The 14,567-nt window shown below is 60.7% G+C and carries 13 protein-coding genes; 7 read left to right on the top strand and 6 right to left on the bottom strand.

Annotated elements, in window-relative coordinates:
- Positions 1-350 precede the first annotated feature (350 nt).
- Positions 351-1,424 carry a 3-deoxy-7-phosphoheptulonate synthase AroG gene (aroG, locus tag M0D69_RS08750; RefSeq protein WP_301781630.1) on the top strand — a complete coding sequence of 358 codons (1,074 nt, stop codon included), beginning with the start codon at positions 351-353 and terminating at the stop codon, positions 1,422-1,424.
- A 61-nt stretch (positions 1,425-1,485) separates the two neighbouring features.
- Here the strand turns inward: aroG and M0D69_RS08745 are convergent, their stop codons facing one another.
- Entirely contained in the window at positions 1,486-2,037 is a 552-nt protein-coding gene (locus M0D69_RS08745; RefSeq protein WP_301781629.1) for a cob(I)yrinic acid a,c-diamide adenosyltransferase, read from the bottom strand.
- Positions 2,038-2,219: 182 nt separating this feature from the next.
- Here M0D69_RS08745 and M0D69_RS08740 point away from each other — a divergent pair, with 182 nt between their 5' ends.
- The 6 genes from M0D69_RS08740 (at position 2,220) to proC (ending at position 9,402) form a co-directional block, all read left to right on the top strand.
- The gene (locus tag M0D69_RS08740; RefSeq protein WP_301781628.1) at positions 2,220-3,635 is read left to right on the top strand and encodes an FAD-binding oxidoreductase; all 1,416 of its coding nucleotides are present in this window, start codon (positions 2,220-2,222) and stop codon (positions 3,633-3,635) included.
- A gap of 153 nt (positions 3,636-3,788) precedes the next feature.
- A complete protein-coding gene (locus M0D69_RS08735) occupies positions 3,789-5,282 on the top strand; it encodes an FAD-linked oxidase C-terminal domain-containing protein (RefSeq protein WP_301781627.1) in 1,494 nt (497 codons plus the stop codon).
- A 169-nt stretch (positions 5,283-5,451) separates the two neighbouring features.
- Entirely contained in the window at positions 5,452-6,540 is a 1,089-nt protein-coding gene (gene glcE / locus M0D69_RS08730; protein ID WP_301781626.1) for a glycolate oxidase subunit GlcE, read from the top strand.
- A gap of 16 nt (positions 6,541-6,556) precedes the next feature.
- A complete protein-coding gene (gene glcF / locus M0D69_RS08725; RefSeq protein ID WP_301781625.1) occupies positions 6,557-7,783 on the top strand; it encodes a glycolate oxidase subunit GlcF in 1,227 nt (408 codons plus the stop codon).
- Between the two features lie 81 nt (positions 7,784-7,864).
- Positions 7,865-8,569, top strand: a complete 705-nt coding sequence (locus M0D69_RS08720; protein ID WP_301781624.1) for a YggS family pyridoxal phosphate-dependent enzyme — start codon at positions 7,865-7,867, stop codon at positions 8,567-8,569.
- Positions 8,570-8,589: 20 nt separating this feature from the next.
- Complete coding sequence (gene proC, locus M0D69_RS08715; protein ID WP_301781623.1) at positions 8,590-9,402, top strand: pyrroline-5-carboxylate reductase; 813 nt, start codon at positions 8,590-8,592, stop codon at positions 9,400-9,402.
- A 190-nt stretch (positions 9,403-9,592) separates the two neighbouring features.
- Here proC and ubiA read toward each other — a convergent pair whose 3' ends face one another.
- The 5 genes from ubiA to M0D69_RS08690 all read right to left on the bottom strand — a co-directional run bounded on the left by ubiA (position 9,593) and on the right by M0D69_RS08690 (position 14,459).
- The gene (gene ubiA / locus M0D69_RS08710) at positions 9,593-10,453 is read right to left on the bottom strand and encodes a 4-hydroxybenzoate octaprenyltransferase (protein WP_301781622.1); all 861 of its coding nucleotides are present in this window, start codon (positions 10,451-10,453) and stop codon (positions 9,593-9,595) included.
- Positions 10,454-10,759: 306 nt separating this feature from the next.
- Complete coding sequence (locus M0D69_RS08705; protein WP_301781621.1) at positions 10,760-11,251, bottom strand: Dps family protein; 492 nt, start codon at positions 11,249-11,251, stop codon at positions 10,760-10,762.
- Positions 11,252-11,406: 155 nt separating this feature from the next.
- Positions 11,407-11,577, bottom strand: a complete 171-nt coding sequence (locus M0D69_RS08700) for a hypothetical protein (protein WP_301781620.1) — start codon at positions 11,575-11,577, stop codon at positions 11,407-11,409.
- A 65-nt stretch (positions 11,578-11,642) separates the two neighbouring features.
- On the bottom strand, positions 11,643-13,127 hold the full coding sequence (locus tag M0D69_RS08695; protein ID WP_301781645.1) for a catalase: 1,485 nt from the start codon (positions 13,125-13,127) through the stop codon (positions 11,643-11,645).
- A gap of 372 nt (positions 13,128-13,499) precedes the next feature.
- Positions 13,500-14,459 carry a hydrogen peroxide-inducible genes activator gene (locus M0D69_RS08690; RefSeq protein WP_301781619.1) on the bottom strand — a complete coding sequence of 320 codons (960 nt, stop codon included), beginning with the start codon at positions 14,457-14,459 and terminating at the stop codon, positions 13,500-13,502.
- Positions 14,460-14,567: the final 108 nt, after the last annotated feature.

Genomic DNA, 14,567 nt, shown 5'->3' with positions numbered 1-14,567 from the left:
ACATTTCCTGTGAAATAGTGCTCGACCACGCGGATTGTCCGCATTTTAAAGACTGACAACTTGCCAACTGCGCGTGTTTAAGGTTATAAAGCCAGACGCTTAACCAATCCCAAACGACCGAAACCATCATGTCCGCCAAGTTTTATTTTTACTTTTTTTGGCATCTCAAGCCGCTGGCGGATCGAGAGGGGTGAGTCGTTTTTGTAGAACCCAAGTTTCCCGAAAAACCGCCAGCGCAGCCTGGCGGTTTTTTTATGCCCACTTTTTTGACGACTTTTGCACTGTCCCTGATCTGTCGGACGTAACGACCAACGAACACAGCACCAAAAACGAGTTTCTGGAGAACCAGCATGCCCCCGCACAACACCGACGATGTCCGAATCCGCGAATTGAAAGAACTGACGCCCCCCGCTCACCTGATCCGCGAGTTCGCCTGCGCTGAGCCGGTTTCCACCCTGATCTACAACTCGCGCCAGTCGATGCACCGCATCCTCCACGGCATGGAAGACCGTCTGATCGTGATCGTCGGGCCGTGTTCCATCCACGACACCAAGGCTGCTCGGGAATACGCGGGCCGTCTCGTCGAGCAGCGCCAGCGTTTTGCCGGTGAGCTTGAAATCGTGATGCGGGTGTATTTCGAAAAGCCGCGGACCACGGTCGGCTGGAAGGGTTTGATCAACGACCCGTACATGGACAACAGCTTTAAGATCAACGACGGTCTGCGGACCGCACGCGAATTGCTGCTGCGAATCAACGAACTGGGTCTGCCGGCCGGCACCGAATACCTCGACATGATCAGCCCGCAGTACATCGCCGACCTGATTTCGTGGGGCGCGATCGGTGCGCGGACGACGGAATCGCAAGTGCATCGGGAGTTGGCGTCGGGGTTGTCGTGCCCGGTCGGCTTCAAGAACGGCACCGACGGCAACGTGAAGATTGCTGTCGACGCCATCAAGGCCGCGTCGCAACCTCACCATTTCCTCTCGGTGACGAAGGGCGGCCATTCGGCCATCGTGTCGACCGCCGGCAACGAGGACTGCCACATCATCCTGCGCGGCGGCAAGACGCCGAATTACGACGCGGAAAGCGTGAACGCCGCATGCAACGACATCAGCAAGGCCGGACTGGCCGCGCGCCTGATGATCGATGCGAGCCACGCGAACAGTTCGAAGAAGCATGAGAACCAGATCCCGGTTTGCGCCGATATCGGCCGGCAGATCGCAGGCGGCGATGAGCGGATCATCGGCGTGATGGTGGAATCGAATCTGGTTGCCGGACGGCAGGATCTGAAAGAAGGCTGCGAGTTGACCTACGGGCAGAGTGTTACCGACGCGTGCATCGGCTGGGAAGACAGCTTGAACGTGCTGGAAGGGCTGTCGGACGCCGTGAAGCAGCGGCGTGTGGCGCGCGGCAACGGGAACTGATTGAGTGTGACCGACATGAAGGCTGCGGATTCTCGCAGCCTTCATGTCGGTCATGGCCGCCCTAAACCTTCCGTTCGTGGTTCCACAACACGTCCGAGCCACCATCGGCGCGATTCAACACCCGCGCCAGCACAAACAGCAAATCGGATAGCCGGTTCACGTACTGCCGCGGCGCCGCGTTGATCTTGTCCACGCGCCCGAGCGCAACAATCGACCGCTCTGCGCGCCGGCACACCGTCCTGCCGACATGTGCAAGGGAAGCTGCCCGCGATCCGCCGGGCAGAATGAATTCCTTCAGCGGCGGCAGAGTTGCGTTGTATTCGGCGATCCGTTCATCGATACGAGCAAGATGCGATTTCTCGATCATCGAATGGCCGGGAATGCAAAGCTCGCCGCCGAGATCGAAGAGATCGTGCTGGATCGCGACCAACGCCGCTCGCACGTCGTCGGGGAGCGGCTCGCACAGCAGCACGCCGAGCTGCGAATTGAGTTCATCGACATCACCGATCGCGGTTACTCGCGCGTCGTCCTTTTGCACGCGGCTGCCATCGCCTAGGCCGGTCGTGCCGTCGTCGCCGGTGCGCGTCGATATCTTGCTCAGGCGATTGCCCATGATGTTCTCCAAGTGACACAGAGCGCCGGTCAGCGTCCGCGCTCATTATAGGCAACGTCCGGGCGCGGGCTCGATGCGGGCTATCAGCGTAAAATAAGCTCATAAAACGCATGAATCCCGCATTTCGATGCGAGTTTTCGTGCATCCCAACATGCCATTGCACCGATGTCCGGAGACATGCCGTGAATCATCCCGTCCCGCCGCTCGCTGTCCGCCGCACCTTCCCCACTGCCCTGCTCGACGCGCTGAAAGCTGCGTTCGGCGAGCGTGTCTCGACCACCGCTGCGGTCCGCGAGCATCACGGCCGCGACGAATCGCCGTTCGATCCGCAACTGCCTGACGCTGTCGTGTTCGTGACCAGTACGGAAGACGTCCAGACCGTGGTCCGGCTCTGTGCCGAACACGATGTCCCGGTCATTCCGTACGGCAACGGTTCGTCGCTGGAAGGTCATTTGCTGGCGGTTCAGGGAGGCGTATCCATCGATATGTCCGGGTTGAACCAGGTATTGTCGATAGACGCCGAAGACCTGACGGTCACCGTCCAGCCGGGGATTTCGCGTAAGCAGTTGAACGAAGCGTTGAAGGACACCGGGCTGTTTTTCCCCATCGATCCGGGCGCGGACGCGAGCATCGGCGGAATGTCGGCCACGCGTGCGTCGGGCACGAACGCCGTGCGCTACGGCACGATGCGCGAGAACGTGCTGGGCCTCACCGTCGTACTCGCCGATGGCCGCGTTATCAAGACCGGCACCCGCGCGCGCAAATCGTCGGCGGGATATGACCTCACGCGTTTGTTCGTCGGCTCGGAAGGCACGCTCGGTGTGATCGTCGAAATCACCGTGCGGCTTTATCCGCAACCGGAAGCGGTATCGGCGGCAGTGTGTGCGTTTCCGTCGATGGGTGATGCCGTGCGCGCGACCATCGAAACCATCCAGATGGGTGTGCCGGTGGCGCGTGTCGAGTTCCTGGATTCGCTCGCGGTGCGCGCCATCAACCGCCATTCGAATCTCACGTTCCGCGAATCGCCGATGCTGTTCTTCGAGTTCCACGGCACGGAAAGCAGCGTGAAGGAGCAAGCGGAAACGGTGCAGGAAATCGTCGCGCAAAACAACGGCACCGATTTCGAATGGGCGACTCGGCCGGAAGACCGCAGCCGTCTCTGGAACGCGCGTCACAATGCCTATTTCGCGATGCTGCAACTGAAGCCCGGCAGCCGCGCCGTGACCACGGACGTCTGCGTGCCGATCTCGCGGCTGGCCGAATGCGTGATCGAAACGGAGCAGGACTTGAAGGCAAGCACGCTGCCGTGCCCGATCGTCGGCCACGTCGGCGATGGCAATTTTCACGTCGCCATGCTGCTCGATCCCGCCAAGCCCGAAGAGTTCGAAGAAGCCGAGCGGATCAATCACCGCATTGTGCAGCGCGCGTTGCGTATGGGCGGAACGTGTACTGGCGAGCACGGCGTCGGGCTGCACAAGATGGGTTTCATGATCGAGGAGCACGGCGCGGACGCAATCAGCGTGATGCGCTCGATCAAACACGCGCTCGATCCAAAAAACCTGATGAACCCGGGCAAGATCTTTTCGTACGACGCTTGATCGTTTGCTGCAGGTGTCCGGTGCACAAACGCGCTGGACCGAAAAGATGCTCCGTCCCCGTAATTAGCCCAATCGACGGCAGAGACGCGCAGGTGCAAGATCAACGATCTGCTTTTTGGAAATACTCCAGAGCACAAACCGCCGGGAGGAGACATGAACGCACCCGCCGAGCTTTCGCCGGAAGTGCTGGCGCAACGTCAGCGCGAAGTGGTCCAGGCGTTGATGGCCGTGCTGCCGACGCATTGTCTGCTGTATCGCGAAGAAGACACGACCGCGTATGAATGTGATGGGCTCGCGGCGTACAGGCGGTTGCCGCTTGCTGTTGCGCTGCCCGAAACCGAAGCCCAGGTTCAGCGCGTCGTACAAATCTGCGCACGGCTCGACGTGCCTATCGTCCCGCGTGGCGCGGGCACGGGCTTGTCGGGCGGAGCCATGCCGATCCGGCATGGAATCGTGCTATCGCTCGCGCGCTTTCGCAAGATCGTGGAAGTCGACCCGTACGCGCGTACCGCAACGGTACAGCCGGGCGTGCGCAATCTCTCCATATCCGAGGCCGCCGCGCCTTATGGGCTCTATTACGCGCCCGATCCGTCATCGCAGATTGCCTGCACTATCGGCGGCAATGTCAGTGAGAATTCCGGCGGCGTCCACTGTCTCAAATACGGTCTGACGTGTCACAACGTGATGCGCGTGCGGGCTGTATCGATGGAAGGCGAGATCCTCGAATTCGGTTCGCTCGGACTCGATGCGCCGGGGCTCGATCTGCTGGCCGTGCTGATCGGCAGCGAGGGCATGTTTGCCATCGTCACCGAGATCACCGTCAAGCTGATTCCCAAGCCGCAAACGGCTCAGGTGATCATGGCAAGTTTCGACGACGTCGTGAAGGGCGGCAACGCCGTCGCAGCGATCATCGCGGCGGGCATCATTCCCGCCGGGCTTGAAATGATGGACAAACCTGCCACACGCGCCGTGGAAGAGTTCGTGAAAGCGGGCTACGACCTCGACGCCAAGGCAATCCTGCTGTGCGAATCGGATGGCACGCACGACGAAGTCATGGAGGAAATCGTGCGGATGACGGCGGTGCTGCGCGAATTCGGCGCGAATCGCATCCAGATTTCGCGCTCCGAGGCCGAACGGCTGAAATTCTGGTCAGGACGCAAGAACGCATTTCCGGCCGCCGGACGTATATCCCCTGACTATTACTGTATGGACGGCACCGTGCCGCGCCGCCAGATCGGGCCGCTGCTCGCGCGCATCGAAGAGATGGAGGTCAAATACGCACTGCGTTGCATGAACGTGTTCCACGCCGGCGACGGCAACATGCATCCGCTGATCCTGTTCAACGGCAACAATATGGACGAATGGCACCGGGCCGAAGCATTCGGCTGCGACATCCTGGAAACCTGCGTGGAACTGGGCGGTACGGTGACGGGCGAGCATGGTGTGGGAATCGAGAAGATCAACTCGATGTGCGTCCAGTTTTCGCCGGAAGAACGCGACACGTTCCACGCGATCAAGCGCGCCTTCGATCCCCCCGGCCTGCTCAATCCCGACAAAGGCATCCCGACACGCGCGCGTTGCGCCGAGTACGGGAAAATGCATATCCGCGGCGGCTTGCTGCCGCATCCCGAGATTCCACGCTTTTAAGCGGCATGTTTAGGCGGCGCTCCTAAACGTTGCGCGGTAGTAAACGTCCCTTTCAGGTATCGGCGGTTGTTTCCAGGCGTTCGACCTGGACACGTATCCACGTTTATACGAGTGGCCGTGCAGGAACGCGCCGATACACTGACCCAAGAGCCATAAAACGCGGGACATCATGACAGAGGAAGACATTGTCGCGAGCTGGTCCGAGCGTGTACGCGCCGCGACGGCGAGCAACACCCCGCTACGGATTCGCGGCGGCGGCACGAAGGACTGGTACGGGCAGGCGCTGCAAGGCGAGATAGTCGATACGCGGGCGCATCGCGGAATTATCGAATATGACCCGGCCGAACTCGTGATCACCGCGAAGGCCGGTACGCCGCTCAGCGAGATCGAAGCGGAACTGGACGAATGTGGCCAGATGCTGCCCTTCGAGCCCCCGCACTTCGGGCATAACGCCACGCTTGGCGGCTGCATTGCAGCCGGACTCGCCGGCCCGCGACGCGCCGCGGCCGGGGCGCCGCGCGACTTCGTGCTGGGCGCGGTGGTGATGAACGGCCAGGGCCACGTACTGCATTTCGGCGGCCAGGTGGTGAAGAACGTCGCGGGCTACGACGTCTCGCGGCTGCTCGCAGGTTCGCTCGGCACGCTTGGGCTGATCCTGGAGGTGTCGGTGAAAGTCCTGCCGAAACCCGTTGCCGAAGCCACGCTCAAGTTCGAGATGAACGACACCGACGCCGTGCGCAAGCTCAACGAATGGAGCGGCCATCCGTTGCCGCTGACCGGCAGCGCCTGGCGCGACCACACGCTGGCCCTGCGGCTGGGCGGTGCGGAAGCGGCGGTAAAAGCGGCGCGCACATCGTTGGGCGGCGAAGTGGTGGACGCCGTGGAAGCCGAGCGTTTCTGGCACGGTTTGCGTGAGCAATCCGACCCGTTCTTCGCCGTGCTGCCGCCGAAGTGCGCGTTGTGGCGGCTCTCCCTGCCATCGATTGCCGAACCGATGCACCTTCCCGGTCCACATCTGATGGAATGGGGCGGCGCGCAACGCTGGTGGATCACCGACGCCGATCCGCAAACCGTGCGCATCAGCGCCAAGCAGGCCGGCGGGCACGCGACCATCTTCCGCTTGGGCTCGGCGTATGACCGCAACGCCGGCGTCTTCACGCCCTTGCCCGCCCCGCTGATGAAGATTCATCGCGGTCTGAAAGCCGCATTCGATCCCGCGAGCATTTTCAATCGCGGCCGCCTCTACCCCGACTTCTGAACTGAAGACACACGCAATGCAAACCAACCTCGCCGACTTCATGCGCAACACCGCCGATGGCGAAGAAGCCGAGGCCATCCTGCGCAAGTGCGTGCATTGCGGATTCTGCACGGCGACGTGCCCGACATACCAGATCCTCGGCGATGAACTCGATGGCCCGCGCGGGCGCATCTATCTGATCAAGCAGATGATGGAAGGCGCGCCGGTCACGCGCAGCACGCAACTGCATCTGGACCGCTGCCTCACGTGCCGCAATTGCGAGACCACGTGCCCATCGGGCGTGCAATACGGACGGCTGGTGGAGATTGGCCGGAAGGTGGTGGAAGAAAAAGTGGAGCGGCCGTTCGGCCAGCGCATGCAGCGCAAGCTGCTCGCCAACTTCCTGCCGAACAGCAAGCTGTTCACGCCCGCGATGAAGATCGGCCAGCAATTCCGGCCGCTGTTGCCCAAAGCCTTGCGAACGAAGATTCCAGTCGCGCAACGGCCCCTCGTGCCGCCCGCCAGTACGCACGAACGCAAGATGCTGATGCTCGCCGGCTGCGTGCAGCCCGCGATGATGCCGAACGTGAACATCGCGACCGCGCGGGTGTTCGACGCGTTGGGGATCCAGATAATGACCGCGCCGGACGCGGGCTGTTGTGGCGCGATCCGCCTGCATCTTGGCTACAACGACGAAGCGCTGGACGATGTGCGCAACAACATCGACGCATGGTGGCCGTACGTGGAAAACAGCGTGGAGGCGATCGTCATGAACGCCTCGGGCTGCGGCGCGACGGTGAAGGAATATGCGCACCTGCTGCGCAATGACCCGGACTATGCGGAGAAGGCCGCGCGGATTGTGGACCTGACGCGCGACCTCGCCGAAATCCTGCCGCTCTACGAGGACGAACTCACGACGATGGTCAGGCGGCGCGCCGTGCACACCGTCGCGTTTCACCCGCCGTGCACACTGCAGCATGGTCAGCAGATTCGCGGCCACGTGGAGAATTTGCTGACGGCGTTGGGCATAGAAGTGCATCTTCCCGCCGATAGCCATCTGTGCTGCGGCTCGGCTGGCACGTATTCGGTGCTCCAGCCGAAGCTCTCGTATGCATTGCGCGACCAGAAACTCGACAAGCTCGAGAAGCTGGAACCGCAGATGATCGTATCGGCGAACGTGGGCTGTATCGCTCACTTGCAGAGCGGCACGTCCACGCCCGTCGTGCACTGGATTCAACTGCTCGAACATCTGATGTATGGCTAACGCCGGCCGGCCCCTGCTGTTCCGGGGCGCCGCGTCCGTATAATCGGGGCTCTGCTTACTCGATATGCGGCGTCCGATTCCATGTCCTCCTCTCCTGTAGCCCGTCACCTGGACGAAGTCCGTCAGCGCATCGCGAAAGCGGCGGCTGACGCTTCGCGCGAGGCGTCTTTGGTCGCGTTGCTCGCGGTATCGAAGACCTTTCCTGCAGAAGATGTCCGCGCCGCCTTCGACGCCGGGCAACGCGCGTTCGGCGAAAACTACGTGCAGGAAGCGGTGGCAAAGATTGCGGAACTCGCGGATCTGCGCAGCGAGATCGAGTGGCATTTCATCGGACCGTTGCAGTCGAACAAGACGAAGGTGGTCGCAGAGAATTTCGATTGGGTGCATTCCGTCGATCGCCTCAAGATCGCTCAGCGTCTCAGTGAGCAGCGGCCCGACGGCATGGCGCCGCTCAACGTGTGTCTGCAGGTCAACGTGAGCGGCGAGGAATCAAAAAGCGGCGTTGCGCCGGAAGAGGCTCTGGCGCTCGCACGCCAGATAGTAGCGCTTCCTTTTTTGCGGTTACGCGGGTTGATGGCCATTCCCGAACCCGCCGGCACGCTTGACGAACAACGCGTGCCGCATCGGCGTCTGCGTGAAATCATGGACACCTTGCGCGCAGACGGACTTGAACTCGATACGCTTTCCATGGGCATGTCGGCGGATATTGAAGCCGCAATTCTCGAAGGCGCGACGATGGTTCGCATCGGCACAGCTATCTTCGGCGCACGCGATTATTCCAACTGAACCTTTGATCTGAACTCACTATGAAAATTGCATTTATCGGTGGCGGCAACATGGCGTCGGCGCTCATCGGCGGTTTGATCAAGCGCGGCGTTGCGGCGGCGGATCTTTATGTCGTCGACTCTGGCGAAGAAGCACGGCAGCGCACGGAAAAGCAGTTTGGCGTGGCGACGGGCGCATCGATCGATTCGAAACTTTCCGGCTACGATGCGATCCTTCTCGCCGTCAAACCGCAAGTGCTGAAGGACGTGGCCACGGCGTTGCAACCGGTGTTGTCGAAGCAATTGGTGATCAGTATCGCGGCCGGGATTCGCGCCGCCGATCTGTCGCGCTGGCTCGGCGGCTATACGCAGATTGTCCGCACGATGCCGAACACGCCTGCGCTCATCGGCATGGGCGTGACAGGTTTGGCTGCGCTGCCCGGTGTTGACGATGCGGGAAAAGCGCTGGCATCGAAGGTATTGGAAGCAGTCGGCGAGACCGTCTGGTTCGACGACGAAGCGAAGATCGACGCCGTCACAGCCATTTCGGGCAGCGGTCCGGCGTACGTGTTTTATTTCATCGAGGCCATGCAGGAAGCGGCGCGCCAGCTTGGGATGGACGAGGACCAAGGCCGTGCGTTGGCAGTGGCTACGTTTACCGGCGCGGCGCAACTGGCCGCGCAATCGGGTGAACCGGCGAGCGTATTGCGGGAACGGGTGACGTCGAAGGGCGGTACGACTGCCGCCGCTTTGGCTTCCTTTGATGCCCACGGCGTGAAGGAAGCTATCGTCCGTGGCGCTTTAGCTGCCGATGCAAGGGCGAAGGAGATGGGCGCGGAGTTGGGCAAGGCGTGAAGCCTTCTCTTTCAGTGAAAAAAGCCACTAGGATTCGTGGCTTTTTCTTACCAGGTATGTAGCTATTTGACACGCCTGCGTGAGCGTCCTTTAGCCGATCTGATCCGCCCGGCTCTGCTCCAAGAAGGCTTGGCGTGGCTCCCTTACGGGGATTTAAAGTACATCAGGCGCTCGTCGAGTTGAATCTCGCTCAACGCATAAAGGCGTAATGCGCCGCAATCCCCGCGAACAGCACGCCGCCGAGCCAGTTGTTATGTTTGAACGCGGCAAAGCACGGCATGCGCTCGCGGTTCTTGATCAGCGTGTAGTGATAGATCGCACACGCCACGGCTCCTGCCCAGCCGATCCAGTACAGCGCGCCGAACGCCAACGCCGCGCCGATCCACACGTAGATCCCGAGCGTTATCGCGTAGCACAGCATGATAGCGAGCACGTCGAAACGGCCAAACGTCAGCGCCGACGTGCGGATGCCGATCTTGATGTCGTCGTCGCGATCGACCATCGCGTATTCGGTGTCGTAGGCGACTGACCAGAATACGTTAGCGGCGAGCATGATCCACGCGAGCGGCGGTACGTGGTCCTGCACGGCGGCGAAGGCCATCGGAATGCCGAAGCCAAACGCGATGCCCAGATACGCCTGCGGAATCGCGAAAAACCGCTTGGTGAACGGATAGCTTCCCGCGACAAACAACGCGAACACCGAGAGTTCTTTCGTCAGCGTGTTGAGTGGCAGGATCAGCAGGAACGCAATCAGCGATAACGCCGCCGCCAGCGCCACGGCTTCCCACGCAGCAATCTTGCCGGACGTGATCGGGCGGTTTTCAGTGCGCTTCACGTGTTTATCGAAGTCGCGGTCGGCGTAGTCGTTGATCGCGCATCCCGCCGAGCGCATAAGCAGCGTGCCGAGCACGAAGATCACAAGGAGCATCGGCGATGGGTGACCACTCGATGCGATCCACAACGCGTTGAGCGTCGGCCACAGCAACAGCAAGCTGCCGATGGGCTTGTCCATGCGGACGAGGCGGAGGTAAAGGGGAAGGCGAGCGAGCATGGCAATGGACGACGGCAAATGGCGGTAACGCTATTTTAAGGCAGCAGCGATTTGCGGTTCTTTTTCGGTTTGCCGGTGCGGGCGGCCGGACGCAATGCTGGCGTCCGGCTTGTTGACAGCCGGGCAGCCATTGGCAGCGTCTCGCCTCGAGCCGTTGCTCGGCGGCTGATCACGCACAAACATGCGGCGCGATAAACATCCCTCACAACGACGTCCCACAAAAACAAAAGCCCCTCGTTCGACCGCACGCGGGGCTTCCTCTATTCAATTCGCCACGCTCAATCCCTGGCGATCAACTCCAAAATCTCACTGCCCCAGCATCGCGCGCAACATCCACGCAGTCTTTTCATGAATCTGCATGCGCTGCGTCAGCAGATCAGCCGTCGGTTCGTCATTAGCGCTATCGGTCAGCGGGAAAATCTCGCGTGCCGTGCGCACAACCGCTTCCTGCCCTTCCACCAGTTGGCGAATCATCTCTTCAGCAACCGGAATGCCATCCGCTTCCGGGATGGACGACAGCTTCGCGAACTCACGATAGCTGCCCGGTGCGTACACGCCCAGCGCGCGAATACGTTCAGCGATCGAATCAACCGCCAGCGCCAGTTCCGTGTACTGCCCTTCGAACATCAGGTGGAGCGTGTTGAACATCGGCCCCGTGACATTCCAGTGGAAATTATGGGTCTTCAGATACAGCGTGTACGTATCGGCCAATAGATGCGACAAACCGTCGGCGATCTTCTTGCGGTCTTTGTCGCTGATACCGATGTTCACAGCCGGTGATGCGATTTTCTTCGCCATAGTGACTCCGTGAGAGTGATACGAACAATGCGCACGACCCGGCTGAAGCTGCTGCCGAGGCCGCCAAGCGTTCGTCAGTTTATCTTAGAAACGCGGCGCGACCAGCCATAGAGGCGGGCCGCAAGGGTTATCGGGCGCGTCATGACGACGCGTCTTCAGGACAGTCCGGCGAAACTCAGACCGTGCAATCCTTCGATAATCACCGCCGCGTAACTCGCCGCGACGATACCAAAGCCGATCGCGAGCCGTACGCCGCGCGACGCGTTCAGGCTCTTCGCCTCAATGCCATTCACCGCCCGTCCGAGTGTCATGATCGCTTGTGTCATCGTCGCTCTCCTTGAGCCCTGCGTTTTCAATCGACCGGGACACACCTTGACGTGCCCCGCCCTGCTTACTTCACTGCGGCTTCAATATCCGCGTCAGCCGTTTCTACTTTCTGGCCCAGTTCCGCCAACGCAGCCACGACACCCGCCGCATACGCCGGATCGGCGCGACGGAAATGCTCGATCTGCACCTTGACGATCTCGTTCGGCACACCGTGAATGTGTCGCGCGATGTTGCCGAAGAAACGCTGCTTCTGCGCGTCGTCGAAAAGACGGAAGAGCGCGCCCGGCTGGCTGTAGTAATCCTCGTCTTCACGATGGTCATAACGCTCGACCGCGCCCGCCGCCAACGCCGGCTCGTTCACGCTCGCGTCCTGCGCGAAGTCGCCGAAGCGGTTCGGCTCGTAGTTCACGCGGCCGCCGCTGTTGCCGTCGGTGCGCATGGCGCCATCGCGATGAAACGAGTTCTGCACGGCGGCCTTCGGCGCGTTCACCGGAATCTGATGGTGATTGATACCAAGACGATACCGATGCGCGTCGCCATACGAGAACAAGCGCCCTTGCAGCAAGCGATCCGGCGAGAAGCCGATACCCGGCACCACGTTCGCCGGCGTAAAAGCCGACTGCTCCACGTCAGCAAAATAGTTGCCCGCGTTGCGATTCAACTCGAGCGTACCCACGTCGATCAGCGGGAAATCCTTGTGCGGCCACACTTTGGTGATGTCGAACGGATTCATCCGATACGTCGCCGCTTGCGCCTCCGTCATCACCTGGATGCGGAAATTCCACTTCGGGAAGTTGCCGCGATCGATGTTGTCCACCAGATCGCGCTGCGCGCTTTCCCGATCGCCGCCCACGACCGCTGCGGCTTCGGCATCGGTGAAATTCTCGAGCGGCTGTTGCGACTTGAAGTGGAACTTCACATAGAAGCGCTCGTTGTTCGCGTTGATGAACGAATACGTGTGCGAGCCGAAACCATGCATCTGCCGATAGCTCTTCGGAATCCCGCGATCGCTCATCAGGATGGTGACCTGATGCAACGACTCAGGATGCCGCGACCAGAAGTCCCACGCCGCCACGTTGCTGCGCATGTTGGTGTACGGATCGCGCTTTTGCGTGTGGATGAAGTCAGGGAACTTCAACGGATCGCGGATGAAAAACACCGGCGTGTTATTGCCGACCACATCCCAATTGCCTTCTTGCGTATAGAACTTGATCGAGAAACCACGCACGTCGCGCTCGGCGTCAGCCGCGCCGCGCTCACCCGCAACCGTCGAAAAGCGCATGAACAATGGCGTTTGCTTGCCGACTTCCGCGAACACTTTCGCTTTCGTGAAGCGGGAAATATCGTGCGTAACGGTGAGCGTGCCGAACGCGCCCGATCCTTTGGCGTGCACACGGCGCTCAGGAATCACTTCACGGTCGAAATGCGCGAGCTTTTCGATCAGCCAGAAATCCTGCAGCGCGATCGGGCCGCGCGGGCCGGCGGTCATCGAGTTCTGGTTATCGCCGACAGGCGCGCCTGCTGCTGTGGTGAGGATGCGATTGGTCATCGGATTGGTCATCGATTACTCCGTGAAATTTGTCGGGGACGAAACGTTATGTCGGGGAAGTTTCAGCAGGTGCCGGCGAAACTGGCTAGCACGTCCACTACAACGGTTCTTGCTTCGCGATATCTCGCGGTAAGTTGCGTGGCCTGGCGGGCAATCAGCGTCATGGCTTCCTCCGGTTTGTTCTGGTGGATCGGAGCCGACCCATGGAGGCAAGAATAGCAAAAACTATCTTGATATCGAATTCAATTAATTTAATCTATCCGATAGGCCAAGCAAATTTCAAGTGCGCTTGATTTTGAGGAGAAGGGGAAATGGGGCCGGAATCCGCGCCCGTCAAGGGCGCGGTGCAAGCTGGAAACGGCTTTGAGGCGGTTAACTGACGGCGGCGGGCAACTCGAGCCGCGTGACGCCCGGAATATTGCAGGCAGCAACGGCGTCGCAGATAGCCTCGATAGCCGGCATCCGCGTGAAACTCTTGCGCCAGGCCAGCACGACGCGCCGGTCTGGAATCGGGTCCTCGAAGGGAACGTAGCTCAGCAAACCGGCATCCACTCCGCCCGCATGCGGTTTTACTTCCATCACCGACATCCGCGGCAGCACCGTAATCCCGACGCCGCTAGCGACCATGTGCCGGATGGTTTCGAGCGACGACCCCTCGAACGTCTTCTGAATCCCGTCGGCATTCTGCGAAAAGCGCATCAGTTCGGGGCAGACGCCGAGCACGTGATCGCGGAAACAATGGCCGCTACCCAGCAGCAGCATGGTTTCCAGCTTCAGGTCGTCGGCATTGATCTTGGCGCGGTTTTCCCACGGATGGCCGGCCGGCATGGCGACCACGAAAGGTTCGTCGAACAGCGGGCGCACCATCAGACCCGTTTCGGGAAACGGCAGCGCCATGATGGCGACATCGATTTCGCCCTGCTTCAGCAACTCAATCAACTTGAGCGTGTAATTTTCCTGCAGCATCAGCGGCATCTGCGGAACGCGCTTGATCATCTGCTTGACGAGCGTGGGAAGGAGATACGGCCCGATCGTGTAGATCACGCCGAGGCGCAGCGGCCCGACCAGCGGGTCCTTGCCCTGCTTGGCGATTTCCTTGATGGCGAGGGTTTGTTCCAGAACGCGCTGCGCTTGCGTGACGATCTGCTCGCCGATCGGCGTGACACTGACTTCGCTCGTGCCGCGCTCGAAAATCTGCACGTTCAGCTCGTCTTCCAGCTTCTTGATTGCCACGGACAAGGTCGGCTGACTCACGAAACACGCCTCGGCCGCACGGCCAAAATGCCGCTCGCGCGCCACCGCAACGATGTACTTCAATTCGGTTAGGGTCATTAGGGGCCAATCAGAGTCATTGAATCGATAGGATTTGACTTATACACCCGCCAAGGCAATTAGCCAACCCGGGGCACGCCGCGCCTGAACGCCGTGGCTCACAGACCG

The sequence above is a fragment of the Caballeronia sp. SEWSISQ10-4 2 genome (assembly GCF_030464885.1).
Classification (GTDB): domain Bacteria; phylum Pseudomonadota; class Gammaproteobacteria; order Burkholderiales; family Burkholderiaceae; genus Caballeronia.
This window is presented reverse-complemented; position numbering and strand designations above follow the sequence as displayed.